At 68.4% G+C, this 24,723-nt stretch carries 21 protein-coding genes and 2 pseudogenes; 17 read left to right on the top strand and 6 right to left on the bottom strand.

Annotated features, from left to right (window positions below):
- The first annotated feature begins 203 nt into the window (after nucleotides 1-203).
- Nucleotides 204-794, top strand: coding sequence for a malonic semialdehyde reductase (locus tag ABT115_RS07815; protein WP_351785204.1), 591 nt, complete (start codon nucleotides 204-206; stop codon nucleotides 792-794).
- 78 nt (nucleotides 795-872) lie between these two features.
- Here ABT115_RS07815 and ABT115_RS07810 read toward each other — a convergent pair whose 3' ends face one another.
- Nucleotides 873-1,391 carry a DUF4245 domain-containing protein gene (locus ABT115_RS07810; protein WP_351785201.1) on the bottom strand — a complete coding sequence of 173 codons (519 nt, stop codon included), beginning with the start codon at nucleotides 1,389-1,391 and terminating at the stop codon, nucleotides 873-875.
- Nucleotides 1,392-1,533: 142 nt separating this feature from the next.
- Here ABT115_RS07810 and glpX point away from each other — a divergent pair, with 142 nt between their 5' ends.
- A complete protein-coding gene (gene glpX / locus ABT115_RS07805) occupies nucleotides 1,534-2,565 on the top strand; it encodes a class II fructose-bisphosphatase (protein WP_351785198.1) in 1,032 nt (343 codons plus the stop codon).
- A 138-nt stretch (nucleotides 2,566-2,703) separates the two neighbouring features.
- Here glpX and ABT115_RS07800 read toward each other — a convergent pair whose 3' ends face one another.
- Both ABT115_RS07800 and ABT115_RS07795 read right to left on the bottom strand, forming a co-directional pair.
- Nucleotides 2,704-3,087, bottom strand: coding sequence for a WhiB family transcriptional regulator (locus ABT115_RS07800; protein WP_351785195.1), 384 nt, complete (start codon nucleotides 3,085-3,087; stop codon nucleotides 2,704-2,706).
- A gap of 180 nt (nucleotides 3,088-3,267) precedes the next feature.
- Nucleotides 3,268-3,927, bottom strand: coding sequence for a DUF1707 SHOCT-like domain-containing protein (locus ABT115_RS07795; RefSeq protein WP_351785192.1), 660 nt, complete (start codon nucleotides 3,925-3,927; stop codon nucleotides 3,268-3,270).
- A gap of 174 nt (nucleotides 3,928-4,101) precedes the next feature.
- Between ABT115_RS07795 and ABT115_RS07790 the strand changes: the two genes are divergently transcribed.
- Together ABT115_RS07790 and ABT115_RS07785 are read left to right on the top strand one after the other, a co-directional pair.
- Nucleotides 4,102-5,769, top strand: a complete 1,668-nt coding sequence (locus ABT115_RS07790; protein ID WP_351785190.1) for a fumarate hydratase — start codon at nucleotides 4,102-4,104, stop codon at nucleotides 5,767-5,769.
- Nucleotides 5,770-6,513: 744 nt separating this feature from the next.
- Nucleotides 6,514-7,815 carry a M18 family aminopeptidase gene (locus ABT115_RS07785; protein WP_351785188.1) on the top strand — a complete coding sequence of 434 codons (1,302 nt, stop codon included), beginning with the start codon at nucleotides 6,514-6,516 and terminating at the stop codon, nucleotides 7,813-7,815.
- Between the two features lie 61 nt (nucleotides 7,816-7,876).
- Here ABT115_RS07785 and ABT115_RS07780 read toward each other — a convergent pair whose 3' ends face one another.
- On the bottom strand, nucleotides 7,877-9,406 hold the full coding sequence (locus tag ABT115_RS07780) for a ricin-type beta-trefoil lectin domain protein (RefSeq protein ID WP_351785186.1): 1,530 nt from the start codon (nucleotides 9,404-9,406) through the stop codon (nucleotides 7,877-7,879).
- A gap of 140 nt (nucleotides 9,407-9,546) precedes the next feature.
- Here ABT115_RS07780 and ABT115_RS07775 point away from each other — a divergent pair, with 140 nt between their 5' ends.
- From ABT115_RS07775 to ABT115_RS07745, 7 genes are all read left to right on the top strand, one after another.
- On the top strand, nucleotides 9,547-10,971 hold the full coding sequence (locus ABT115_RS07775) for a class II fumarate hydratase (protein ID WP_351785183.1): 1,425 nt from the start codon (nucleotides 9,547-9,549) through the stop codon (nucleotides 10,969-10,971).
- Nucleotides 10,972-11,261: 290 nt separating this feature from the next.
- Nucleotides 11,262-11,705 carry a hypothetical protein gene (locus tag ABT115_RS07770; RefSeq protein WP_351785181.1) on the top strand — a complete coding sequence of 148 codons (444 nt, stop codon included), beginning with the start codon at nucleotides 11,262-11,264 and terminating at the stop codon, nucleotides 11,703-11,705.
- 9 nt (nucleotides 11,706-11,714) lie between these two features.
- Complete coding sequence (locus ABT115_RS07765; protein WP_351785179.1) at nucleotides 11,715-13,523, top strand: alpha/beta hydrolase; 1,809 nt, start codon at nucleotides 11,715-11,717, stop codon at nucleotides 13,521-13,523.
- Nucleotides 13,524-13,599: 76 nt separating this feature from the next.
- The gene (locus ABT115_RS07760) at nucleotides 13,600-14,019 is read left to right on the top strand and encodes a hypothetical protein (RefSeq protein ID WP_351785176.1); all 420 of its coding nucleotides are present in this window, start codon (nucleotides 13,600-13,602) and stop codon (nucleotides 14,017-14,019) included.
- Nucleotides 14,020-14,232: 213 nt separating this feature from the next.
- Complete coding sequence (fomD, locus tag ABT115_RS07755) at nucleotides 14,233-14,931, top strand: cytidylyl-2-hydroxypropylphosphonate hydrolase (RefSeq protein WP_351785174.1); 699 nt, start codon at nucleotides 14,233-14,235, stop codon at nucleotides 14,929-14,931.
- 371 nt (nucleotides 14,932-15,302) lie between these two features.
- Entirely contained in the window at nucleotides 15,303-17,231 is a 1,929-nt protein-coding gene (locus tag ABT115_RS07750; protein ID WP_351785171.1) for a SpoIIE family protein phosphatase, read from the top strand.
- Nucleotides 17,232-17,385: 154 nt separating this feature from the next.
- Nucleotides 17,386-18,855 carry a catalase gene (locus ABT115_RS07745; RefSeq protein WP_351785169.1) on the top strand — a complete coding sequence of 490 codons (1,470 nt, stop codon included), beginning with the start codon at nucleotides 17,386-17,388 and terminating at the stop codon, nucleotides 18,853-18,855.
- A gap of 63 nt (nucleotides 18,856-18,918) precedes the next feature.
- Here ABT115_RS07745 and ABT115_RS07740 read toward each other — a convergent pair whose 3' ends face one another.
- Nucleotides 18,919-21,153, bottom strand: a complete 2,235-nt coding sequence (locus tag ABT115_RS07740; RefSeq protein WP_351785166.1) for a transglycosylase domain-containing protein — start codon at nucleotides 21,151-21,153, stop codon at nucleotides 18,919-18,921.
- Nucleotides 21,154-21,470: 317 nt separating this feature from the next.
- Between ABT115_RS07740 and ABT115_RS07735 the strand changes: the two are divergent.
- The 5 genes and pseudogenes from ABT115_RS07735 to ABT115_RS07715 all read left to right on the top strand — a co-directional run.
- Nucleotides 21,471-21,569: pseudogene (locus ABT115_RS07735) on the top strand (SPFH domain-containing protein); the annotation flags it as partial.
- Nucleotides 21,566-21,802: a type II toxin-antitoxin system antitoxin gene (locus ABT115_RS07730; protein WP_351785163.1), complete on the top strand. Its 237-nt coding sequence runs from the start codon at nucleotides 21,566-21,568 to the stop codon at nucleotides 21,800-21,802. The pseudogene ABT115_RS07735 and the gene ABT115_RS07730, both read left to right, overlap by 4 nt.
- A 115-nt stretch (nucleotides 21,803-21,917) precedes the next feature.
- A complete protein-coding gene (locus ABT115_RS07725; RefSeq protein ID WP_351785160.1) occupies nucleotides 21,918-22,442 on the top strand; it encodes a PadR family transcriptional regulator in 525 nt (174 codons plus the stop codon).
- A 13-nt stretch (nucleotides 22,443-22,455) separates the two neighbouring features.
- A pseudogene (locus ABT115_RS07720) lies at nucleotides 22,456-22,738 on the top strand (ATP-binding cassette domain-containing protein); the annotation flags it as partial.
- A 102-nt stretch (nucleotides 22,739-22,840) separates the two neighbouring features.
- Nucleotides 22,841-23,071: a hypothetical protein gene (locus ABT115_RS07715; protein ID WP_502969046.1), complete on the top strand. Its 231-nt coding sequence runs from the start codon at nucleotides 22,841-22,843 to the stop codon at nucleotides 23,069-23,071.
- On the opposite strand, the gene ABT115_RS07710 is transcribed toward ABT115_RS07715, so the two are convergent.
- A complete protein-coding gene (locus ABT115_RS07710; RefSeq protein ID WP_351785157.1) occupies nucleotides 23,068-24,027 on the bottom strand; it encodes a hydrogen peroxide-inducible genes activator in 960 nt (319 codons plus the stop codon). The two genes, ABT115_RS07715 and ABT115_RS07710, sit on opposite strands and share 4 nt — an antisense overlap.
- Nucleotides 24,028-24,157: 130 nt before the next feature.
- Here ABT115_RS07710 and ABT115_RS07705 point away from each other — a divergent pair, with 130 nt between their 5' ends.
- On the top strand, nucleotides 24,158-24,712 hold the full coding sequence (locus ABT115_RS07705; protein WP_351785155.1) for a peroxiredoxin: 555 nt from the start codon (nucleotides 24,158-24,160) through the stop codon (nucleotides 24,710-24,712).
- Nucleotides 24,713-24,723: the final 11 nt, after the last annotated feature.

The raw sequence follows: 24,723 nt of genomic DNA, 5'->3' as shown, positions 1-24,723 counted from the left end.
TCTGACTCCCCGGCTCACCTGGCTTTCTGACTCCCCGGGGCCCCTGGCTTCCCGGCTTCCCCAGCTCCCCTGGCCTCCCCGCTCCCGCCCAGCATGTGGAACAGATCACTCCGTTCCAGTTTTAGTTGAAAGTTAACCTACCTCTCCCGTACCGTGGCCGCCGTTGCTTGTTCCCCGTGTACGCCCGGAAGGTAAAACGCAAGATGTCCCTCGTTCTTGACCCCGCCGCCCAGGACCTCCTCTTCCGTGAGGCCCGCACCGCCAACACCTTCACCGACGAACCGGTGACCGAGGAGCAGGTCCAGGCGATCTACGACCTGGTCAAGTACGGCCCCACAGCGTTCAACCAGTCGCCGCTGCGCGTCGTCCTGGTCCGCTCCGACGACGCCCGTGCGCGCCTCGTCGAGCACATGGCCGAGGGCAACCGACCGAAGACCTCGACCGCCCCACTGGTCGCCCTCCTGGTCGCCGACAACGAGTTCCACGAGGAGCTCCCGGCCCTGATGCCGCACTTCCCGCAGGCCAAGGACGCGTTCTTCTCCGAGCGCCCGGTCCGCGAGTCGTCCGCCGCCCTCAACGGTGCGCTGCAGGCCGCTTACTTCATCATCGGCGTCCGCGCCGCCGGCCTGGCCGCGGGCCCGATGACCGGCTACGACGCCGCGGGCATCGAGAAGGAGTTCCTGGACGGCGACCACAAGCTGCTGATGGTCGTCAACATCGGCAAGCCGGGCGAGGACGCCTGGTTCCCGCGTCTGCCGCGCCTCGCCTACGACGAGGTCGTCACGACCGTTTGATCGCCTCCACACGTACGGATATGGCCCTGGAGCACCATGTGCTGCTCCAGGGCCATATCCGTACGTCGCGTACGACGCTCAGGACGTCTTGAGCGCGGCCGCCATCTCCGCCAGCCGCTCCGGCGAGGCGGAACCCGTGACCACCGTGGTCGCGCCCTTGTCCTGGCGCACGAGGGCGTCGTACTTGTCGCCCTTCCATTGCTGCCACGTCTCGCCCGCGACCTGCTGCGTACGGCCGGTGTTCTTGGCGTCCTGGCTGACCTCGGTCACATACTTCTTCGCCGGGGACGTGGACTGCTCCACGGCGACGTACTTGCCCTCCGGGTCGAGGAAGCCCAGGTGCCAGCTGTCGCCTGCGTTGCGGTCGTAACTGACCGAGGTCGGCATCCACTCCTTGGCCAGCCCGTCCGGAGCGGCCACCGGGTACGGCGCCGCGCGCCGCGCCGTCTGGAGCTCCACCTGGTAGTCGACCGCCTTCACCGGGTTGGCGTTCTCGTCGTGCGGAACGAAGATGTAAACAACGCCTGCCGCGGCGGAGACCACCGCCATCGACAGGAACATGTCCCGCACCGTCTGCTTGCCTCGCTTGCTAGCCACGGGTCCATGGTCGCATCAGGCCGGATGGGCCCGGCCCGCGGGCAGCCCGCTCATACGTGACCCGGTCTGCTCATTTCGTCGACCTGACGATAGAGTCACAGCACCCTCTTCCGGTCGTCGCCGTACAGAAAGGTGCGCTCCGATGTCCGAGCATCATCTGCCGTCTCAGCTCGAGGTCTCCCCGGAGGCCCCCGACCGTAACCTCGCACTGGAGCTGGTCCGGGTCACCGAGGCCGCTGCCATGGCAGCAGGGCGCTGGGTCGGCCGCGGCGACAAGATCGGCGCCGACGGCGCCGCCGTGAAGGCCATGCGGACCCTCGTCTCCACCGTCTCGATGAACGGCGTCGTCGTCATCGGCGAGGGCGAGAAGGACGAAGCCCCCATGCTGTTCAACGGCGAGCGCGTCGGTGACGGCACTGGTCCCGAGGTCGACATCGCCGTGGACCCGATCGACGGTACGACCCTGAACGCCAAGGGCATGCCGAACGCGATCGCCGTGCTGGCCGCCGCCGACCGCGGTGCCATGTTCGACCCGTCCGCGGTCTTCTACATGGACAAGCTGGTCACCGGCCCCGAGGCTGCCGACTTCGTCGACATCAATGCGCCCGTCTCGGTGAACATCCGCCGTGTCGCGAAGGCGAAGAACTCCGCGCCCGAGGACGTCACCGTCGTCGTCCTCGACCGCCCCCGCCACGACGGGATCGTCAAGGAGATCCGGGAGACCGGCGCCAGGATCAAGTTCATCTCCGACGGCGATGTCGCCGGCTCGATCATGGCCGCCCGCGAAGGGACCGGCGTCGACCTGCTGATGGGCATCGGCGGCACCCCCGAGGGCATCATCTCGGCCTGCGCCATAAAGTGCCTCGGCGGCGTCATCCAGGGCAAGCTCTGGCCGAAGGACGAGGCCGAGCGGCAGCGCGCGCTGGACGCCGGGCACGACCTGGACCGGGTCCTGTCCACCGACGACCTGGTCAGCGGCGACAACGTGTTCTTCGTCGCGACCGGCATCACGGACGGTGAGCTGATGCGCGGCGTGCGGTACCGCGCGGAGACGGCGACCACCGAGTCGATCGTCATGCGGTCCAAGTCCGGCACCATCCGGAAGATCGACTCGACCCACCGGCTGTCGAAGCTGCGTGCCTACAGCGCGATCGACTTCGACCGCGCGAAGTAGGTCCCTTCCCCGCGGTCCGGGGAGCAGAACACGAAGAGGCGCCCCCGTGTGCGGTGGGGGCGCCTCTTCGCGTGTACGGACCGACGCGGGAGCCCCGGCCCGGAACAGGCCCCCAGGCACCCCACGGGACGGTGACGGTCAGCCCGCCGCGGCTATGCGGCCCGTCGCGGCGGAGGATGCGGATGACGCCTTGAGCTCCATCTCGCGCCGTCTGCGACGGGCGAGCACCACGCGGCGTTCGGCGGCGGTGAGGCCGCCCCACACCCCGTAAGGCTCCGGCTGTATGAGGGCGTGTTCCTGGCATTCGACCATCACCGGGCAGCGCGCGCAGACCCGCTTCGCGGACTCCTCGCGCGCGAGTCTGGCAGCAGTCGGCTCCTTCGACGGGGCGAAGAACAGTCCGGCTTCGTCCCGGCGGCACACCGCCTCCGAGTGCCAGGGGCCGGCCTGGTCCTCCCGCGCGGGGGTGCGCCGGGGAAGGCCGGCGGCGACCTGCAGGGGCTGATGCGGCAGTTGCAGCACGGTCCACTCCTGACGACGGCTTCGCGAGCGAGAGACGATGCAGCACTCCCTACCCGCTGTGCGCGCGCCTATGCACTGAGTGGCGCTTGGTTCCGGGCCGCGGATTGCGGCCGGTCAGGCATATGGCTTGTTTTCGAAGGAGTTCAGAGCGGCTCGGAAGAGTCCGCGGGAGGGCAGCCCTTAGAGGTATTTGCGCAGCCGGTCCTGAAGATCCGCGATGAACTTCCCTCGCTTGGGCTTCGCCTCGACGCTGCCGAACACCGAATAGCCGTTGACGACCACCACTGGCGCTTCGGGGTCCGCGGATTCCAGTGTGGCGACTTCGAAATTACCGAAGACGCCCGTGCCGCTGCCGCGCAGCGAGATGTTCTCGGGGACCTTGATCTCGACACTTCCGAAGATGGCGGTCGCATTGATCACCGTGAGCCTCTGGCCGAAAAGCGCCTCGGTCAGATCGATCTCCACGCTGCCGAAGAGCGCGAAGGCGTTCGTACGGCCACCGACCCGCCAACGGCCCTTGCGGGTGGAACTGCTGAAGATCGCCACCAGGTTCTGGGCCGGACCCGTGGGGCTCTGGTGGCCGTACGTGCCGGGCTCGGCGATCGAGCGGGAGGCGCCCCCGGGGGCGGGCAGATCCCGTACCAGCGGCTCCAGTTCACCGATGGTCTTGGCCCGGTAGACCGCATCGACCCGCTCGGCGTGTTCCTCGGCGGTGAGCCGGCCCTCGGCCATGGCCTCGCGCAGGATGTCCGCGATCCGGTCGCGGTCCGCGTCGGAGGCGCGGATACCGGTCGGCTCCGCCGGAACTACGGGCTGCTGGGGGTGCTTTTCGAGGTCCACCGACCCAGCGTACCCAGACGCGATAGATCGCGACTAGACCTCGCCGTGTCGCCCCCGCGCGGATGCCGAACTGAGCCTTACCTCACAGCTTCGGTGTCCGCGCGGCGCTCTACCCTGGTGGGTGCGCTGCCCAAGGGAGGCCAGCCGCCGTCTGCCGAGTGAGGAATGGCCGTAATGCCAGAGTTTGCGTACTCCGATCTGCTCCCCCTGGGAGAGGACACCACGCCGTATCGTCTGGTGACCGCCGAGGGTGTCTCCACCTTCGAGGCCGACGGTCGTACGTTCCTCAAGGTCGCCCCGGAGGCGCTGCGTGCTCTGGCCGCCGAGGCCATGCACGACATCTCGCACTACCTGCGCCCCGCCCACCTGGCGCAGCTGCGGCGGATCGTGGACGACCCCGAGGCGTCGTCCAACGACAAGTTCGTCGCGCTCGACCTGCTGAAGAACGCGAACATCGCTGCCGCGGGCGTCCTGCCGATGTGCCAGGACACCGGCACGGCGATCGTCATGGGCAAGCGCGGGCAGAACGTACTCACCGAGGGCGGTGACGAAGAGGCCCTGTCGCACGGCATCTTCGACGCGTACACCAAGCTCAACCTGCGCTATTCGCAGATGGCTCCGCTCACCATGTGGGAGGAGAAGAACACCGGCTCGAATCTGCCCGCGCAGATCGAGCTGTACGCCACCGACGGCGGCGCTTACAAATTCCTCTTCATGGCAAAGGGCGGCGGCTCAGCCAACAAGTCGTTCCTCTTCCAGGAGACGAAGGCCGTGCTGAACGAGGCCTCCATGATGAAGTTCCTGGAGGAGAAGATCCGTTCGCTGGGTACGGCCGCCTGCCCGCCGTACCACCTGGCGATCGTCGTCGGCGGTACGTCGGCCGAGTTCGCGCTGAAGACCGCGAAGTACGCCTCCGCGCACTACTTGGACGAGCTGCCCGCCGAGGGCTCCCCCACCGGTCACGGCTTCCGTGACAAGGAACTGGAGGAGAAGGTCTTCGAGCTGACGCAGAAGATCGGCATCGGCGCCCAGTTCGGTGGCAAGTACTTCTGCCACGACGTGCGGGTCGTCCGCCTCCCCCGCCACGGCGCCTCGCTGCCCGTCGCGATCGCCGTGTCCTGCTCGGCGGACCGCCAGGCCACCGCGAAGATCACCGCCGAGGGTGTCTTCCTGGAGCAGCTGGAGAAGGACCCGGCGCGCTTCCTGCCGGACACCACGGACGAGCACCTCGACGAGGCGGGTGACGTCGTCAGGATCGACCTGAACCGGCCGATGGACGAGATCCTCGCCGAGCTGACCAAGTACCCGGTCAAGACCCGGCTCTCGCTGACCGGACCGCTGGTCGTGGCCCGCGACATCGCGCACGCCAAGATCAAGGAGCGGCTGGACGCGGGCGAGGAGATGCCGCAGTATCTGAAGGACCACCCGGTCTACTACGCGGGCCCGGCGAAGACGCCCGAGGGGTACGCCTCCGGCTCCTTCGGCCCGACGACGGCCGGCCGTATGGACAGCTATGTCGCGCAGTTCCAGGCGGCGGGCGGCTCCAAGGTGATGCTGGCCAAGGGCAACCGGTCCAAGCAGGTCACTGACGCGTGCGACGCGCACGGCGGTTTCTACCTCGGCTCGATCGGCGGACCGGCTGCGCGCCTCGCGCAGGACTGCATCAAGAAGGTTGAGGTCGTCGAGTACGAGGAGCTCGGCATGGAAGCGGTCTGGAAGATCGAGGTCGAGGATTTCCCCGCGTTCATCGTCGTCGACGACAAGGGCAACGACTTCTTCAGCGAGCCCGCCCCGGCACCGACGTTCACCAGCATTCCGGTGCGGGGTCCGGGTCTCGCCTGATGGGCTGAGAGGCTGTCGGGTGGCCTCTGAGGCGTACCGAGGCACGACACGTACAGCCCCGCGGGGGCACCCCGGCCGCATTCCACCGGCCGGAGTGCCCCCGTGGCCGTTCTCACCCCCAGCAAGCCCGACGGCGCGACCAGGTGGCCGAGTTGGGTGCGGCTGTCGCTGCCCAGTTGCTCGGAAACCCTCCGCACCCGCGGAGGCGAGACCGTGTCCCGCGCCGCGCTCCGGTGCCGATCGCGAAGGGCAGGTGCGGTGAGGGTTTCGCGTACGACGGAATTCAGCCAATTTTGAGGCGCACCCGTGCGGGGCCGGCGGGCGCGGGCGGCGTCCAAGAACGGCGGCCGCGTGCCCCGACCCTTTGCGGTAGCTTCCCGGACGCCCCCGGCCCGGGCCCCATGCGCGCCCCAGGCCGCCTCGCACCCTGGTGCCGGGGCGGCCGGTCCGGCACCGCCGCTTTCACGCAGCGGGCCGCGGCGCGGACTTGCGCCGTGCGGGGCGGCTGCGGTGGGTTGTCGGATGTTGAAGTGCTCCGCCGACCCGGGGCATCGGGAGGCCTTCCTGGGGAGTCGGGAAGCAGTCCCGGAGAACCCGGAAGCAGTCCTTCAACACCGGCAGACCGTCCTCGGGAAATCGGACAACAACCGCCACCCCGGATACCGCACCGCACCGCGTCCAGCGGCTCGGCGCGGGTCCACCCACCCCACCCTCACCGTCGAACACCGGAAAGGCGGACGCCGTATGACGCCGCTTCCCCACCGCAGCCACGCCGACGACCTGCTGTCCTTCATCAGGGCCAGCCCTTCTCCGTACCACGCGGTGGCGAGCGCCGCCCAGCGCCTGGAGAAGGCCGGCTTCCGTGAACTGCGTGGCACGGACGACTGGACGGGCACGACCGGTGGCAGCTTCGTCGCCCGCGGCGGTGCCCTGATCGCCTGGTACGTCCCCGAGGGCGCCCCCGCGCACACCCCCTTCCGGATCGTCGGCACGCACACGGACTCCCCGAATCTGCGGGTGAAACCCACCCCCGACACCGGTTCCGCGGGCTGGCGGCAGATCGCCGTGGAGATCTACGGCGGCGTTCCGCTGAACACCTGGCTCGACCGCGATCTGGGCATCTCGGGGCGGCTCGCGCTACGCGGCCCCGGCGGCGGGGTCGAGCCCCGGCTGGTCCAGATCGACGAACCGCTTTTGCGGGTGCCCCAGTTGGCCATCCATCTGGACCGTACGGTCAATGAGGGGCTCGCCCTCGACCGGCAGCGGCATCTCGCCCCGCTGTGGGCGCTCGGGGCGCCCGAGGAGGGCGCGCTGCTGCGCCGGGTCGCGGCGGCCGCGGAGGTGGACCGCGACGACGTCCTCGGCTGGGATCTGATGCTCCACGACATCCAGCCGCCCGGATATCTCGGCGTGGACCGGGAGTTCGTGGTGTCCGCGCGGCTGGACAACCTGGTGTCGGTGCATGCGGGCGTCACAGCCCTGGCGGATGCAGCGACCGCGGCCGACGCCCCCTCGTGCATCCCCGTCCTGGCGGCCTTCGACCACGAGGAGGTCGGCAGCGGTTCGGAGACGGGCGCGCAGAGCCCCATGCTGGAACGGGTACTCGGCCGTTCGGTCACCGCGCGCGGCGGCAGCTCCGAGGACTTCTCCCGCGCCCTGTCCGGCGCCTTCTGCATCTCCGCCGACATGGCGCACGCGGTGCACCCCAACTACGCGGAACGGCACGATCCGGGACACCATCCGCTGCCCAACGGCGGCCCCGCGGTCAAGGTCAACGTCAATCAGCGGTACGCCACCGACAGCACCGGCATGGCGGTGTTCGCGGCGGCGTGCGAGCGGGCGGGTGCGCCGTGGCAGCCGTTCGTCTCCAACAACGCGATGCCGTGCGGCACGTCGATCGGCCCGCTCACCGCGGCCCGGCTGGGTGTCTCGACGGTCGACGTGGGGGTGCCGGGGCTGTCCATGCACTCGGCGCGCGAGCTGTGCGGGGCCGAGGACCCCGGTCATCTGGCTGCCGTCCTGGGCGCGTTCGTGACATCCGGCTGACACCCGGGCCGGGGTGGGGTGGGGTGGCCGAGGCCGCCCCACCCCTTTCTCCGGGAAAGAGCTACGCGAACCGCTGCTTCGCGCTGCCGTCGCAGCTCTGCAGCCTCAGCGGGTCCTTGGCCGCCGCGAGCGTCAGGCACAGCCCGGTCGAAGCCGCCGGGCGCAGGGTGCCCGACTGCTTGACGAACTGCTGGTTGGCCGCGCCCGAGCAGTTCCACACGACGAGCGCGGCGCCTGCCTTGTAATCGCCGCCGGGCACGTCGAGGCACCGGTCGTGGCTCAGCTCCGCATGAATGCTCTTCGTACCGGAGTCGTACCACCAGCCCTGGTTGCGGCCGCCGTGGCAGTCCCAGCCGGCGATCTGCGTGCCGTTGCGGGTCACCGAGGCGGGGACGTCCACGCAGGTACCCGTGGCCTCGTTCTTCAGGGGCTTGAAGACGTCGTCCCACGCGGCGGGCTGAAGCACCGGCTGCCCCGTGCTCGCCGGGTCTGCGCAGCTCGCCTCACGCAGGGACGAGTTGTAGATCTGGGTCAGGCAGGAGGCGAAGGCGGCGTGGCCGCGCGCGTTCGGGTGGTAGGACTGCCGGACGGAGTTGGAGTCCGGCGGGAAGTGCGCCAGGTCGATGTAGAGGCCGCGGGCCCAGGTGTCCTCGCTGCAGACCTCGTGGCCGTGGAAGAGCCGGGAGTTGTCGAGGTAGACGGCTCCGGTGTCGGCGGCCACCTTGCGCATGCCGCGCTCGAAGGCGGGGACCGCGACATTACGGCCCCAGGCTGCGTCGGAGTCGTATCCGGCGCAGCCACCGGGAAGCTTGCCGGGGAAGTTCGGGTTGTCGTAGAAGTCCGGGCCGATCGGGCTCGGGTAGCCCATGACCACGAGCTTGTAGTCACTGCTGTTGTATCCGGCATCGGACATGACGCTCTTCAGATCGCGCACCGTCTGCTCGACCTTGGGGACGAGTCCGTCGACGCGCGCCTGCCAGCCGCCCTCGTACTTCGGCTGGCAGGTGCCCTGGGAGAGCACCCAGCGCTGGACGCAGTCCGTCATGACCGGGCCGAACTGAAGGTCGTCATTGGCGCCGGCGACCAGCACGATCATCTTGATGCGGGTGTTGCGGGCCTTGATGGCGAGGTTGTCGCTCTGCACGAGTTCGTCGGCGTACTGCTTCGATCCGCCGATCACGATGTTGCCGGTGTACGCGCCGGAGCAGGAAACGTTGTACGTGACGTCGGCCGGGATGCCGGTGCGGTGGATGGCGGATTCGGACGAGCGGTGACACCAGTTGTCGGGGCCGTTGGTGCCTGCCTCGTACGTGCCGACGCCCTCGCCGGAGATCTCGCTGTCGCCGAGCGAGATCAGCCCCGTCTTGCGGTCGGCGAGCGGGCGCTCGGCCGAGTCGCCGTACAGCTGGGTGGCTTCGGCGGCGCGGATGGCCTCCAGCTCGGGCGACAGGGGGGTGGATGCGGTAGTGGTGGAACCGGACCGGTCTGCCGCGCCCGCCGGTCCTGCGGCGGCGGCCATGCCGCCCAATGCCGCCGCCATGGCCGCGGCGGCCGCGACCGTACAGCGAAGTCTGTGCCTGGTGCGCCTCATTGCGCCTCCCCGGGTTGCTGCATGGGGGTACGGGGGTCGTCCCCCGGGAAATGCAGCACCCCGGTATTTACTGGCCGGTAGGCGACTTGGGAATACACAGAACGAGACAAGTGCTCAACTTTTTCAGGAGGTTATACCCCATGGACGACGCGCAGGCCCCTGGACAGACCCCCGCGGGCGGTTCGGATTTCCGCATCGAGCACGATTCAATGGGCGAGGTGAGGGTGCCCGCAGACGCCAGATGGCGGGCCCAGACGCAGCGCGCGGTGGAGAACTTCCCGGTCTCCGGCCAGCGCCTGGAGCGGGCCCACATCGAGGCCCTGGCCCGGATCAAGGCGGCCGCCGCCAAGGTGAACGCCGAGCTGAAGGTGCTCGACCCGGACATCGCCCTGGCGATCCAGGAGGCCGCCGAGGAGGTCGCAGAGGGGCGCTGGGACGCACACTTCCCGATCGATGTGTTCCAGACCGGGTCCGGCACCTCGTCCAACATGAACACCAATGAGGTCGTGGCCACCCTCGCCACCGAGCGGCTGGGCCGCGAGGTCCACCCCAACGACCACGTCAACGCGTCGCAGTCGTCCAACGACGTCTTCCCGTCCTCCATCCACATCGCCGCGACCGCGGCCGTCACCGGCGAGCTGATCCCGGCGCTGGACCATCTGGCTGCCGCCCTGGAGCGCAAGTCCGCCGAGTTCGCGACGGTCGTGAAGTCGGGGCGTACGCATCTGATGGACGCCACACCCGTCACTCTGGGCCAGGAGTTCGGCGGCTACGCGGCGCAGATCCGGTACGGCACCGAGCGGCTGCGCGCCTCCCTCCCCCGCCTCGCCGAGCTGCCGCTGGGCGGCACGGCCGTCGGCACCGGCATCAACACCCCGCCCGGCTTCTCCGCCGCAGTCATCGCCGAGGTCGCCCGCACCACCGGGCTGCCGCTCACCGAGGCCAGGGACCACTTCGAGGCGCAGGGCGCGCGGGACGGGCTCGTGGAGACGTCCGGCCAGCTCCGTACCGTCGCCGTCTCGCTCACCAAGATCTCCAACGATCTGCGATGGATGGCGTCCGGGCCGCGCACCGGTCTGGCCGAGATCAGCCTTCCCGACCTCCAACCGGGCTCGTCGATCATGCCGGGGAAGGTGAACCCGGTCATTCCCGAGGCCGTCCTGATGGTCGCGGCCCAGGTGATGGGGAACGACCAGACGGTCGCCGTTGCCGGCGCGGCGGGCAATTTCGAACTGAATGTGATGCTTCCGGTCATTGCGAAAAATCTGCTGGAGTCGGTGCGGCTCATGGCCAATGTCTCCCGGCTGCTCGCGGACCGTACGGTCGACGGGATCACCGCGAACGTGGAGCAGGCCAGGGAGTACGCGGAGTCCTCGCCGTCCGTCGTCACCCCGCTGAACAAGTACATCGGTTACGAGGAGGCGGCGAAGGTGGCCAAGAAGTCCCTGGCCGAGCGCAGGACGATCCGCGAGGTGGTGCTGGACTCGGGATATGTCGAGCGCGGCGATCTCACGGTGGAACAGCTCGACGAGGCGCTGGACGTGTTGCGTATGACCCGCCCGTGACATGTGTCGCAGCCGCCGCGCCGCAGCACCTCCAAGGGCCTGCCCGGCGGATCGGGGTCCGATGAACCGATACCGATTCGCGTAGGAGGATGTCCAGCACCAACCGCTGGGCGGAGCTCACCGAGACGTCCGTAGCTCGGGTCGCAGACACCAAGGCATTGATCGCCGACGACGCGCGATGCATGCGCGTTTGTTTTCGTTTGGCAGTCCAGGAATCATGGCGCGAGTCGGGCCCTCGGGCTTTCCGGGACTCGGGACCAGGGCTACGGGGAATCGGGGAGGATGCGCTGATGGCATGGGACGAGTGGGAGCAGCTCAAGGCCGATGCAGCAACACGTTCGGCGCAGATGCAGTTGAACCAGTATCCGGCCGATTCCGGGGGCGGCGTCTCGGCCGACCTGAAGTCGGACAAGAGGGCATGGGTCAAGGCGGGCGAGGGCACCAAGGGTCTCGCTGAGCCGATCGGCCCCGCGCTGACGAGACTTGAAGACGGGCAGACGGGGCTGGGCAACGCAGCCGGTTGCCAGAGCGCGGCGGCACAAAAGGAGCTGTACACCTCCTGGAGCGAGTACGTAAAGAATGTGCGCGAGCGCTGCAAGTCCCTCGGTGGGCTGCTTGAGTCTGCAGGGCATGACCTGTCGAAGACCGATGAGTCGTTGAAGACTGAGCTGGACGCGATCAAGGCCGAGTACACGGACACCCGGGCCGTCGGCGGCCAGTCGAAGGAGAAGTGATCCCGACTCATGGATCTTGCGATGCTGAAAGCGTTCAAGCCGTCGGCGTTCGAGAGCGCCGCGGACGCGTATCGAGCAACGAACGAGATGGCCAATGCGGCCAAGGACGCCATCGACAATCAGATCACCGCGGGGATTCGTAACCAACTCGAGGGCGCGGCGGCGAAGGCCGCCCTTCGGGAGCTGGCCGAGTTATCGAAGAACTTCCACTACATGCAGACCGAGTGCAGGCTGGTGAGCACCGCGCTGATCGGTTTCGCATTCGATATGGCAGTGGCCAAGCGCAAGCTGGGCGCAGCGCTTGAGGATGCGCGGGCGAACCACTGCACGGTGAACACAGACGGTTCGGTCAGCTTCCCGGCGGGCAGGATGCCGGGCGCGGAAAAGGATGCCGAGGGCGGCACAGTGACCGGTAGCGCCGGGGGCAGCCCGACGTCCGGCGCCCTGGAGCGCCAAGCGGTGAACATCCACCCGAATCCTCACTATGGCGCGGCCCTCGACTGTGCCAACCGGGTAGCAGACGCCTTGAAGGAAGCCACTGACGCAGACGCTGAGTGGGCGCCGAAGCTCCGCGCGCTCAAGGCCGACGACGACCTCGTGGTCTCGGACCGGGATCAGGTGGACGTGAAGTCCGACCGGGGTGGGGTACTCAGGGCTGCCGACCCTTACCTGGACAGCATCAAGGCCCCGCCGAAGGAAGCCACGCCCGAGGAGAACGCGGAGTGGTGGAAGAATCTCACCTCGGAGCAGCGGGCCGACTATCTGGCCGTCCATCCGAATTCCATCGGATCGATGAACGGCCTCCCGTCAGACGTTCGCGACGAGGCGAACCGAATGGTTCTGAACGAGACGAAGGCGGGATACCAGCTGGAGCTGGACGCCATTCCGAAAGAGCCGGCCAAGTACAGCCCCAACGGCAGCTACCCTGTTGCCGCTTTCACCCCGGAATGGCGGGAGTGGCAGGACAAGTACGGGGACAAGAAGGCCAGGTTGGAGGGCGTCATGAAGGGAATGAACGCCATCCAGGACCGCTTCGACCGCACAGGAAAAGGCGGCCTTCCCGAGGCGTACCTGCTCGGCTTCGATCCCACCGGTCTCGGGGACGGAAAGGTCATCCTCGCCAACGGGAATCCAGACAAAGCCGATCACGTAGGCGTCTACGTCCCCGGTACGTTCGCAGGAATAGAATCCATCGGCGGCGATGGGGGCACTCATGGAGACCTCGGCCGTGGCGAACGGCTGTGGGCCGAGAGTCACCGCCTCACTCCCGGCCAGAACGTCTCCACCATCACGTGGCTCGACTACAACGCGCCGGACAGCATCGTCCCGGAGGCGACACGCGGGCAATACGCGGACGAGGGCGGCCCGCAACTCTACGACTTCCTGCGGGGGAACGGAGCTGCGCAGCAGGCTGCCGACGACCCTCGCGCGCACACCACTGTCATCGGGCACAGCTACGGCAGCACGGTGGTCGGTGTCGCAGCACAGTCGGGGAGTTGGAATGACTCTGAGGCCGCCAACGACTTCGTGTTTGCGGGCAGTCCCGGTGTCCAGGCGGATCACGCGGTGGACCTGGGTGTCGGGGCCGACCATGTGTGGGCGATGGGCGCCCCCCGGGACGATCAGGTGGTCCGGCAGGGCGGGCGACTGATGGGGCTCGGTGACAACGGGGCCATCCCTACCGACGAATCCTTCGGCGGAAACATCATGGAGAGCGACTCCGGCGGACATACCGGATTCTTCGACGACAACTCTCTCAGCATACGCAATCAGGCAGCCGTCATCGCCGGCCAATACGACAAGGTGCAACTTGAATAGGCGATTTTCGAAATTCGGGTTCATTATCGTGACGTGCGCGCTTGCGATGGCGTGCTCGAACGGAAAAGAGGCGGCGGTGAAAACACAGGACAGTGATTCCGTGAAAGCGGGCGTCGAAAGGGCATCCAGCCGGATTCTCGAGATCCTCGACGTCAAGGGGAAAGTAACGGAAACGGGTGCAATGACGTCGCGTTGCTCGGACTACGACTCCGACGAGAAGGTCTACCGCACACGTCACCCCTGGAGCATCTACAAGGCCCCCTTTACCGATATGCAAAAGGGCATGGACCGCCTGCGGGTCGAACTCCCGAAAGACGGCTGGAAGATCGTCCGGGACGGCGTGGACGGCAGCAAGGCCAAGAGCCCGCAGATCGTCGCGGAGTCCAAGGGGGGCGAATTCGCAGTCGACGTACGATTGCACAGAGCGAGCGAAGTCGGAAACGCCCCAGACCTCCTGGAGGTCACCGTCGAATCAGCTTGCTACCGGTCGAAATAGCCCCGTGGTTGCCCGCCGAGACCGGCGAGGGCACACCTACTGCTCGGGTCGGCGGACGAGAACTTCTCGGTCCGGTCCTGGACCCCGAGGCCACGCCGGTCGCCTCCCATCTGGATGTGTGCGGAGAGGGGCCCTCTGCCCCTTGAGGCCTTGGGGGAGCGTGTGCCGGGCGGCGCGACGGGGTCCTGCCGGGAGGAACACTAGGATCTGCCCATGGCAGGTACGGAGCACACCGAGCACTGGGCGCCGGGCGATCAGATCCTGTGGCGCTACCGCGGCAACGGCACGCTGCGGCAGGACACCGCGCCGGGTCACATCCAGGGCCTGGTCCACATCTGCCGCCCCGTCACCGTTGTGCAGGACACCGACGAGTTGCTCGCCGTATGGGTGGCCCCCGGCACCGAGTGTGTGAAGCCGGTGCTGGCGAACGGCACCGAGGTGCACGACGAGCCGCTCGCCACCCGCTACACCGCCCCACGCACCACTGCCCGCTCGCCCTGGCTGGGCAACGGCGTGCTGAAGCTCGCCCGTCCTGGTGAACCCTGGTCGGTCTGGCTGTTCTGGGAGCCAGGCTGGCAGTTCCGCAGTTGGTACGTGAACCTGGAGGAACCGCGCACCCGCTGGGCGGGCGGCATCGACTCCGAGGATCACTTTCTCGACATCTCTGTCTACCCGGACCGCAGCTGGGTCTGGCGGGACGAGGACGAGTTCGCCCAGGCGCAGCGGGTCGGTCTGATGGCCCCGCAGACCGCGCAGCGGGTACGGGAGGCGGGCCTCGCGGCCGTCGAGGTGATCCGGGACTGGGGCGCGCCGTTCCGGGACGGCTGGGAGGACTGGCGGCCCGATCCGCGCTGGCGAGTTCCCGCGCTCCCGGATGACTGGGACCGTACCCCCTCGCATATGCCGTCGTGAGACCCTTGATGCACCCCAGGGGGGCAACCGTAGGATCGCCCTCCGGAGCGCCGCTCCGCTCCAACCGGCGGACGCGGCAACGGACCTGACCGCAAGTCATCGCACGAGCACCACGCACTGCATGAGCTGTATGAGCAGCATCAGCCGTATGAGTCGCATGAGCCACTACGAGGGGGTGGAGACGTGCTCGCTTTCGCCCGCCCCGTCGCCGGAAACGTTGTGTCCGAACCGTGCTGCGGGCATCAGGTTTCGGCCCCTCGTTCGTGGGCATCCGGTGACAGCCGTTGTTATCGCCGCTCTTGCCGGGGCACAGTAGCGCCCCAAGAGGTGATTGCCTCATACAACCGGCCCGGACGGACGGAACCCCACGCGTGACGGAGCATCCCACCTCCCACGAAGGCCGGCAGCCTCTCGCTGCCCGGTCGCAGGAACGCACCCGGCCACGGCAACAGGATGCCGCGCCGACTGCTTCCCCTGCCGTCGCGATCCCCGGCCCGGCCACGGCGCCGGGCGCAGGAGCGAATCCGGCGGCTACGGCGGCCAACCCCGGCCCCGCAGGACTCGACCCACAGGCAGCGGTCCGCCGAGAGGGCGACCGGCTGCGTTTCGTGGGGGCCGCCACCCGGCGGATCGCCCGCGGCATAGACCTGGACGAGATCGTGCTGGGCCTGTGCCGGGCCAGCGTGCCGACGTTCTCCGACGCCATACTGGTCTACCTTCGCGACCCGCTCCCGGTCGGCGACGAGCGGCCGGTCTCCCCGTTCGTCCTGCGGCTGCGCCGGTCGGACCGGCTGCGTCTGAACGAGGTGGAGACCGAGACCTCGTCGGAGATCGAACGGCTGCGGCTGCCCGCCGTCGATCCGCACGGCGATCTGCCTCCGGCGGCCGAGCTGTGCGAGGTCCGCTCGGGCGGCGCGCTCGCCGAGGTGCTGCGCGGTGTCCGGCCGGTCTTCGGGGACTCAGCGGCGGCCCGCGCCGCGCTGCCCGAACTGCTCGGCGGCAGACGGACCGTACCCACCGGACACCGTGCGATCCTCGCCCCGCTGCGCGGACGGCGACGGGTGATCGGCGCCGCCGTCTTCCTGCGCAGGACCGAACGGCCGCCCTTCGAGGCCAATGACCTGCTGGTCGCCGCCCAGCTGGCGACGCACACAGCGCTCGGCATCGACAAGGCCGTGCTGTACGGCCGCGAGGCGTACATCGCCGACGAGCTGCAGCGCACCATGCTGCCCGACTCGCTGCCGCAGCCGACCGGCGTCCGGCTCGCCTCCCGTTATCTCCCGGCCGCAGAGACAGCCCGGGTCGGCGGCGACTGGTACGACGCGATCCCGCTGCCCGGGAGCCGGGTCGCCCTGGTCGTGGGCGACGTCATGGGCCACTCCATGACGTCCGCGGCGATCATGGGCCAGCTGCGCACCACCGCGCAGACCCTCGCCGGGCTCGACCTGCCGCCGCAGGAAGTGCTGCACCACCTCGACGAGCAGGCGCAGCGGCTCGGCAGCGACCGCATGGCGACCTGCCTGTACGCGGTCTACGACCCCGTCGCGCACCGCATCACCATCGCCAACGCCGGGCATCCGCCGCCCGTCCTGCTCCATCTGGGCGGCCGCGCGGAGGTGCTGCGGGTGCCGGCCGGCGCCCCGATCGGCGTCGGCGGTGTGGACTTCGAGGCCGTCGAGCTGGACGCACCCGCGGGCGCCACATTGCTGCTGTACACCGACGGTCTGGTGGAGTCCCGGCTGCGGGACGTCTGGACCGGGATCGAGCAGCTGCGCGAACGGCTCGCCGCCACCGCCCGGCTCACCGGCCCGGACCATTCGCCGCCGCTCGAGGCCCTCTGCGACGACGTGCTCGACATGCTCGGCCCCGGCGACCGGGACGACGACATCGCGCTGCTGGCCGCCCGGTTCGACGGGATCGCGCCCAGTGATGTCGCGTACTGGCACCTGGAACCGGAGGAGACCGCTCCGGGGCAGGCCCGCAGGCTGGCCCGCCGAGCGCTGAGCCGTTGGGGGCTCGACGATCTCTCCGACTCGGTGGAGCTGCTGGTCAGCGAGGTGGTGACCAACGCAGTGCGTTATGCGGAGCGGCCGGTGACTCTGCGGCTGCTGCGCACCGACATCCTGCGCTGCGAGGTCGGCGACGACGCACCGCAGCTGCCCCGGCAGCGCCGGGCCCGGGACATGGACGAGGGCGGCCGCGGTCTGTTCCTCGTGAACCGGCTGGCCAGACGGTGGGGGGCGACGCGTCTTTCAACCGGCAAGGTGGTCTGGTTCGAGATGCCGGCCCCGGGCCAGTAGGGGGTCCGGGCCGGGGCCAGTAGGGCGTCCGGACCGGTGCGGACAAGAGCCCTGCACGGACGGTAGCCAAATGTTGCCGACCTCCTGTCGGCGGAGTTGACTTCAGTCGTGAACGAGACGACCTGACCGAAACCCCACCGACGGGAGGACGCTCGTGCCCGAGGAATCGAAGACCAGGAACACCCCCTACACCACGAACAACGCCGGAATCCCGGTGGAGAGCGATGAACACTCGCTCACTGTCGGATCCGACGGTCCGATTCTGCTCCAGGACCACTACCTCATCGAGAAGATGGCCCAGTTCAACCGTGAACGGGTTCCCGAGCGAGTGGTCCACGCCAAGGGCTCCGGCGCCTACGGCATTTTCAAGGTGACCAACGACGTCAGCCAGTTCACCAAGGCCGACCTCTTCCAACCGGGCAAGCAGACCGCCATGCTCGCCCGCTTCTCCACGGTCGCTGGTGAACAGGGCTCCCCCGACACCTGGCGCGACCCCCGTGGGTTCGCCCTGAAGTTCTACACGGAGCACGGCAACTACGACATGGTCGGCAACAACACGCCGATCTTCTTCGTGCGCGACCCCATGAAGTTCCAGGACTTCATCCGCTCGCAGAAGCGCCGCCCGGACAGCGCGGTGCGCGATCACGACATGCAGTGGGACTTCTGGACGCTCTCCCCCGAGTCCGCCCACATGGTCACCTGGCTGATGGGTGACCGCGGCATCCCGAAAACGTACCGCAACATGAATGGCTACAGCTCGCACACCTATATGTGGGTGAACGCGGGCGGCGAGCGGTTCTGGGTCAAGTACCGCTTCAAGACCGACCAGGGCATCGACTTCTACGCTCAGGCCGAGGCCGACGAGATCGCGGGCATCGACGGTGACGTCCACCGCCGCGACCTGTTCGAGTCGATCAAGCGTGGTGACCACCCGAGCTGGACGCTGTACGTCCAGATCATGCCGTTCGACGACGCACCGGACTACCGGTTCAACCCGTTCGACCTCACGAAGGTGTGGCCGCACGGCGACTACCCGGAGATCGAAGTCGGCAGGATGACGCTCAACGAGAACCCCGAGGACTTCTTCGTCCACATCGAGCAGGCGTCCTTCGAGCCGTCGAACCTGGTGCCCGGCATCGGTCCGTCGCCCGACAAGATGCTGCTCGGCCGGCTCTTCTCGTACCCGGACACCCACCGGTACCGGATCGGCCCGAACTACGCACAGCTGCCGCCGAACCGTCCGCGGTTCGGCCGGAACTCGTACGCGAAGGACGGCCCGATGCGGTACGAGCCGACACGTACGGGAGCGGTCTACGCACCGAACTCGTACGGCGGTCCGGCCGCGGACACCGAGCGCTTCGGCGACCCGGCGGGCTGGGCCACGGCGGGCGAAATGGTGCACGAGGCGTACAAGCTGCACCGCGAGGACGACGACTGGGGCCAGGCGGGCACGATGGTGCGCAAGGTCCTGGACGACGCGGCGCGCGACCGGCTGGTATCGAACATTTCCGGCCATCTGCTGGACGGGGTGAGCGCCCCGGTCCTGGAGCGCTCGCTGCAGTACTGGCGCAACGTGGACAAGGACCTCGGCGACCGGGTCGCCAAGAAGGTCAACGGCGGCTGACACGGTCGTACGCGGACGCACGGGAGAGGGGCGGTGCCGACCGGCACCGGCCCTCTCCCACGCTCACTGGCTCGACGGGTTCTTCTCGCTGTTGTTGCCATTGCCCGGCCGCCCGGGGTCCGCTCCGTTGCCCGGCAGGTCCGGGGACTGGCTCGGCGACTCCTCCGGCGACTGGCTCGGCGACTCTTCCGGTGACTGAGTGGCCGACTGGCTGGGCGAGCTGCTCGGGCTCTGCGTCGCGGGCGGGCTCGTCTGCCTGGACGGGGACGCGTCGGGGCTCTGGGTCGCCGAGGAGCTCATCGACGGGCTGGCCGGCAGGGAGACCTCGCCGTTCTCGACGTCCTGCAGGTCGAACTCGGCGCCGGAGCCGTTCAGCGCACCGAGGGTGTAGTCCGCCCAGATCTTCGCCGGGAAGCCGCCGCCGTTGGCCCGGCCGGAGTTGGCGGCACCGGTCAGGCTGACCTGCCCGCCGCCGTCCTCGGGCGACTCTCCGAACAGTCCGACGACCGTGCTGAGCTCCGGGGTGTAACCCGCGAACAGAGCGGCCTTGTTGTTCTCCGAGGTGCCCGTCTTGCCCGCCGCCTCGTAGGCCGAGCTGCTGGCCGCCCGGCCGGAGCCGTTCTCCACGACGTGCTGCAGAACGGAGGTGACGGTGTCGGCGGACTTACGGCTGATCACCTGGCTGCCGATGCCCTCGACCGGCTCGACCGTGCGCTCGCGGTGCTCGGCGGACTTCACGATGTACGGGGTGACCTTCTTGCCGTGGTTGTCGAGCGTGGCGTACGCGCCCGCCATGTCCCACGTCGAGGCGTTCATCGTGCCCAGCGTGATCGCGGGGCGCTCGGGGAAGTTCTTGTCCGGCAGCCCGAGGTCGAGCGCGGTCTGCTTCACCGCGGCGGGACCGACGTCGACGACCATCTGCGCGAACACCGAGTTGATCGACTTGTCCATCGCGTCCTGCACGGTGACGTCGCCGTAGCTGATGTCGTCCTCGTTCTGCGGGGCGAACGGGGTGTCGCTGCCCACGACCGGCCGCTTGCTGGTGCCGTCGTAGATGGTGTTGGCGCCGATCAGATCGCCGTCCTGGGTCTTCGACTCGTTCTCCAGCGCGGAGGCGAACACCAGCGGCTTGAAGGTGGAGGCCGGCTGGTAGTCCTGGCGGGTGGCGTTGGAGATGTAGTGCTTGATGTAGTCCTCGCCGCCGTAGAGCGCGACGACGGCACCGGTCTTCGGGTCGACGGAGGTGGCGCCCGCCTGGACGGTCGCGTCGACCTTGTTGTTCTCGCGGTCGAGCTTGGACTCCAGCTGCCGGTCGACCGACTCCTCCAGCTGCTTCTGTCGCTTCTTGTCGATGTTGAGGGTGAAGGTCCAGCCGCCGGCCTGCCGCATGGTCTCCGTGACGCCCTGCTTCTCCAGCTCCTTGTTGGCCGCGTCGACGAGGTATCCGGTCTGGCCCTCCATGCCGCGGGCGGGCTTGGGCTTGTCCGGGACGGGGAACTTCAGGGTGTCGCGCTCGGCCTGGTCGAGCCAGTGCATCTCGACCATGTTGTCGAGCGTGTAGGCCCAGCGATCCTTGACGAGCTTCTTTCCGGTGTCCGTCGCGGTCGCCCAGTCGTACTGGCTGGGGGCCTGGAGCGTCGCGGCCAGGTAGGCGCCCTGGGAGATGTTGAGGTCCTTGGCGTCGACCCCGTAGTAGGCCTGCGCCGCGGCCTGGATCCCGCTCGCTCCGCGTCCGTAGTACGCGGTGTTGAGGTACCCGGCGAGGATGTCGTCCTTCCCCATCTGCTGATCGACCTTGAGGGAGATCACCAGTTCCTTGAGCTTGCGGCTGATCGTCGGGTCCTGCGTCAGGTAGTAGTTCTTGACGTACTGCTGGGTGATGGTCGAGCCGCCCTGCTTGCCCTGGCCGGTGACGGTGCTGAGGAGGGCCCGGGTGGTGCCCTTCAGGTCGACGCCCTGGTCCTTGTAGAAGGTCTTGTTCTCGGCGGCGACGAAGGCGTGCTGCACGTCCTTGGGCACCTCGGAGATGTCGACGATCTCCCGGTTGACCTCGCCCGTCCGGGCCAGCAGGCTGCCGTCGGCGTACTTGTAGACATTGCTCTGCTGCTTGGCCTGGGCGTTGGCCTCGGGCACGTCCACCACCATGTACAGCACGGCGAAAGCGCCCATGCCCAGCAGGCAGAACCCGAAGAAAGCGCCCAGCATCTTCCGCCAGGTGAAGAGTCTGCGTATGCCGCCGCTCTTCGCGGCCCGCCGCGACCCGCGCCGCTGGGCTCGTCGCGCATCCGCTCGACCCATCTCTGTGTTGCTCCTGTTTCTGCTCGACCAGATCAGCTCAGCCAGCTAACACCGTCAGCAAGGACAGAAAGCAAGCGATGTGACCTTTTCCGGACGTGACAATGAGCACCTGCCCTCTGAGGAGGAGACTCCCGAGAGGTGCTCAGGGTTGCGAATCCCGGTAATGTGCAATCACATTGATAGTACCGGTCAGTCGGTGCAGGTCTTTCGAAACGGGGGATTCCATGCCCACCCAAGGCAATCCGCACGATGTGTCCACCCTGGTCGCACCGGGAGAAGCGGAAGATCTCCACCCAGGTCCGCAACCACGAGACCGCTCGGAGCGGAAAGCGGCCATGGTCAGCAATCCGATGGTGGTGCTGTGCGGCGACCGTGCGGCGCAGCCGGTCCTCAATACGGGCACTCTTTACCAGTGACCGAAGAAACCCCCGGGCCCAGACAGGCGCCACAGCGCAAACAGATACTGCTGCGGCTGGATCCCTCGGTGCACTATGCGCTGGTCCGCTGGGCCGCCGACGAGCTGCGCAGCGCGAACGCCCAGATCGAGTTCCTGCTGCGCAGGGCGCTGGCGGAGGCCGGCCGCCTGCCGGGCACGGCCCGCCCGATCCCCCGCCGGGGGCGCCCCCCGAAGCCCCCGGGCCCCGTGTGACCACGGGGCGCAGCACCGGTTCCGGATGGGCCGGGGCGAGGGAAGAACCCTCGCCCCGGCCCTTACCTTCGGGCACGTATACACCGTATGTATACACGCCATGTATAGTTCCCGTATGTCTATCGGCCACACTCTGCTCGGACTCCTTGAGTCCGGCCCCCGCCACGGCTACGACCTCAAGCGCACGTTCGACGAAAAGTTCGGCCACGACCGCCCCCTGCATTACGGGCAGGTCTACTCGACCATGTCCCGGCTCCTGAAGAACGGCCTCGTCGAGGTCGACGGTATCGAGAGCGGGGACGGCCCGGAGCGCAAGCGATACGCCATCACCCAGGCCGGTATCACCGATGTCGGCGAGTGGCTCACACAACCGGAGAAGCCCGAGCCCTACCTCCAGTCGACGCTCTACACGAAGGTCGTCCTGGCCCTGCTCACCGGCCGCAGCGCCGAAGCCCTGCTGGACACCCAGCGCACCGAGCACCTGCGCCTCATGCGCATCCTCACCGACCGCAAGCGCAAGGGCGACCTCGCCGATCAGCTGATCTGCGACCACGCGCTCTTCCACCTGGAAGCCGATCTGCGCTGGCTGGAACTGACCGCCGCCCGGCTGGACCGGCTCGCCGCGGAGGTCGGCGCATGACCCCGCCGGCTCCCTGCTCAGCGCCGACAACCTGTACAAGTCATACGGGTCCACGCCCGCGCTGCGCCGCACCGATTTCGGCTTCGTCTTCCAGTTCGGCCAGCTCGTCCCCGAGTTGACCTGCGTGGAGAACGTCGCCCTGCCGCTCCGCCTGAGCGGCGCCAAGCGCAAGGACGCCGAACGCACCGCCCGCCACTGGCTGGAGCGCCTGGAGGTCGAGGATGCCGGTGCCAAGCGCCCCGGCGAGATCTCCGGCGGGCCAGGGCCAGCGCGTCGCCGTGGCCCGTGCACTGGCCCGCCTCGCTGACCATCGGAGACTGCGCGACTCTGCGCGAGATCGCCCGGATCGGCTCCTGCAAGGAGGCGACGCGTTCGTCGTCCACCCCGAGGACAAGGAGATGGCCAAGTGGGTGGACCAGACGGCCCGCAAGGGCAAGGCGGTCGAACTCAACTACGCTGCGGGGTCGGAGCCCAGCAAGAAGTCGCAGCTGTGGACCCTGCCCGCCGACACGCCGACCGTTCTCGCCCGCCGCGATCCGATGGGCCGGGACCACTGGGACATCGTGGCGACGGCCGGCGCGATCGACCCGAGCACCCTGCCGCAGGACCGCGCCCCTCCCCCGTCCTAAGCGCCCGCCGTCACCCGTACCGGCAGCGCCTTCATCGCCTCCCGGAGCGCCGCCGCGAACTCCTCGAATTCCTCGTGCCGCGCGGCCCCCGCCCGCATCCCCAGCGCCACCCGTCGCGAAGGCGCAGGTTCCGCGAAATACCCGGTGGCCAGCGCGTCGTTGCGACTGGTCTCCACCGTCACCGCGGTACGCGGCAGCAGCGTCACCCCGAGCCCGCCGGCGACCAGCTGCACCAGCGTGGAGAGCCCGGCCGCGGTCGTGGTGACCGGCGCACCCTCCGCACGCCCCGCCTCCCTGCATATGTCGAGGGCCTGGTCGCGCAGGCAGTGCCCCTCGTCGAGCAGCAGCAGCGGCAGCTCGCGCAGGGCCTCGCGCGGAATGTCGGTGCGGCCACCCAGCCAGTGGTCCCGCTCCATCACCAGCACGAAGTCCTCGTCGAAGAGCGGAAGTTCGGTCACTCCCGGCACCCCGAGCGGCACGGCGAGCAGCAGCAGATCCAGCCTTCCCGCAGCCAGCCCCTCCAGCAGCGAGGAGGTCTGCTCCTCGTGCACCTGGAGAGCCAACTCCGGGTAGCGCTCATGGACCAGCCCCAGCACGGTCGGCAGCAGATACGGCGCGACGGTCGGTATCACGCCGAGCCTGAGCACCCCGGTGAACGGCGCCCGGACCGCCTCGGCCTCCTCCATCAGCTCGCCCACGGCCTCCAGCACCACCCGGGCCCGGACCGCGAGCCGCTCCCCGGCCGGCGAGAGCAGCACCTTGCGCGTCGTACGCTCGATGAGCTGGACACCCAGCGCCTCCTCCAGCGCGGACACGGCTCCGGACAGTGCCGGCTGACTCATCCCGATTGCTGCCGCCGCATCCCTGAAGTGCAGATACTCGGCGACAGCCGCGAAGGCGCGCAGCTGCGACAGGCTGGGCTGTTTGGGGCGATTACCCTGATTCTTCTGCGCCACTGATAGGCACCTCCGATCATCATGACCGAGTGTAGCTATTTCACTGATCAATGGACTCTGTGCCAAGGTAGAGATCGTCCAACCCTCAGGAACTCCCCCAAAGGGGAATTCCTACGTACTAGGAGAGCGCGTGCTCACTGTCGGCGACAAGTTCCCCGAGTTCGACCTGACTGCTTGTGTTTCGCTGGAGAGCGGCAAGGAGTTCGAGCAGATCAACCACAAGACCTACGAGGGCAAGTGGAAGATCGTCTTCGCGTGGCCGAAGGACTTCACCTTCGTGTGCCCCACCGAGATCGCCGCCTTCGGCAAGCTGAACGACGAGTTCGCCGACCGTGACGCGCAGATCCTCGGCTTCTCCGGTGACTCCGAGTTCGTGCACCACGCCTGGCGCAAGGACCACCCGGACCTGACCGACCTGCCCTTCCCGATGCTGGCCGACTCGAAGCACGAGCTCATGCGTGACCTCGGCATCGAGAGCGAGGACGGCTTCGCCCAGCGCGCCGTCTTCATCGTCGACCAGAACAACGAGATCCAGTTCACGATGGTGACCGCCGGTTCCGTGGGCCGTAACCCCAAGGAGGTCCTGCGGGTCCTGGACGCCCTGCAGACCGACGAGCTGTGCCCGTGCAACTGGACCAAGGGCGAGAACACCCTCGACCCGGTCGCACTCCTCGCCGGCGAGTGAGCTGACAGCGA

The organism is Streptomyces sp. NPDC001832 (assembly GCF_040297265.1).
GTDB lineage: Bacteria > Actinomycetota > Actinomycetes > Streptomycetales > Streptomycetaceae > Streptomyces.
This window is presented reverse-complemented; position numbering and strand designations above follow the sequence as displayed.

What these genes read in the sequence shown, in the direction of transcription:
- ABT115_RS07815 (WP_351785204.1), top strand. Translation starts at nt 204, where the DNA reads ATGTCCCTCGTTCTTGACCCCGCCGCCCAGGACCTCCTCTTCCGTGAG.
- glpX (WP_351785198.1), top strand. Translation starts at nt 1,534, where the DNA reads ATGTCCGAGCATCATCTGCCGTCTCAGCTCGAGGTCTCCCCGGAGGCC.
- ABT115_RS07790 (WP_351785190.1), top strand. Translation starts at nt 4,102, where the DNA reads ATGCCAGAGTTTGCGTACTCCGATCTGCTCCCCCTGGGAGAGGACACC.
- ABT115_RS07785 (WP_351785188.1), top strand. Translation starts at nt 6,514, where the DNA reads ATGACGCCGCTTCCCCACCGCAGCCACGCCGACGACCTGCTGTCCTTC.
- ABT115_RS07780 (WP_351785186.1), bottom strand. Translation starts at nt 9,406, where the DNA reads ATGAGGCGCACCAGGCACAGACTTCGCTGTACGGTCGCGGCCGCCGCG.
- ABT115_RS07775 (WP_351785183.1), top strand. Translation starts at nt 9,547, where the DNA reads ATGGACGACGCGCAGGCCCCTGGACAGACCCCCGCGGGCGGTTCGGAT.
- ABT115_RS07770 (WP_351785181.1), top strand. Translation starts at nt 11,262, where the DNA reads ATGGCATGGGACGAGTGGGAGCAGCTCAAGGCCGATGCAGCAACACGT.
- ABT115_RS07765 (WP_351785179.1), top strand. Translation starts at nt 11,715, where the DNA reads ATGGATCTTGCGATGCTGAAAGCGTTCAAGCCGTCGGCGTTCGAGAGC.
- fomD (WP_351785174.1), top strand. Translation starts at nt 14,233, where the DNA reads ATGGCAGGTACGGAGCACACCGAGCACTGGGCGCCGGGCGATCAGATC.
- ABT115_RS07740 (WP_351785166.1), bottom strand. Translation starts at nt 21,153, where the DNA reads ATGGGTCGAGCGGATGCGCGACGAGCCCAGCGGCGCGGGTCGCGGCGG.
- ABT115_RS07725 (WP_351785160.1), top strand. Translation starts at nt 21,918, where the DNA reads ATGTCTATCGGCCACACTCTGCTCGGACTCCTTGAGTCCGGCCCCCGC.
- ABT115_RS07715 (WP_502969046.1), top strand. Translation starts at nt 22,841, where the DNA reads ATGGCCAAGTGGGTGGACCAGACGGCCCGCAAGGGCAAGGCGGTCGAA.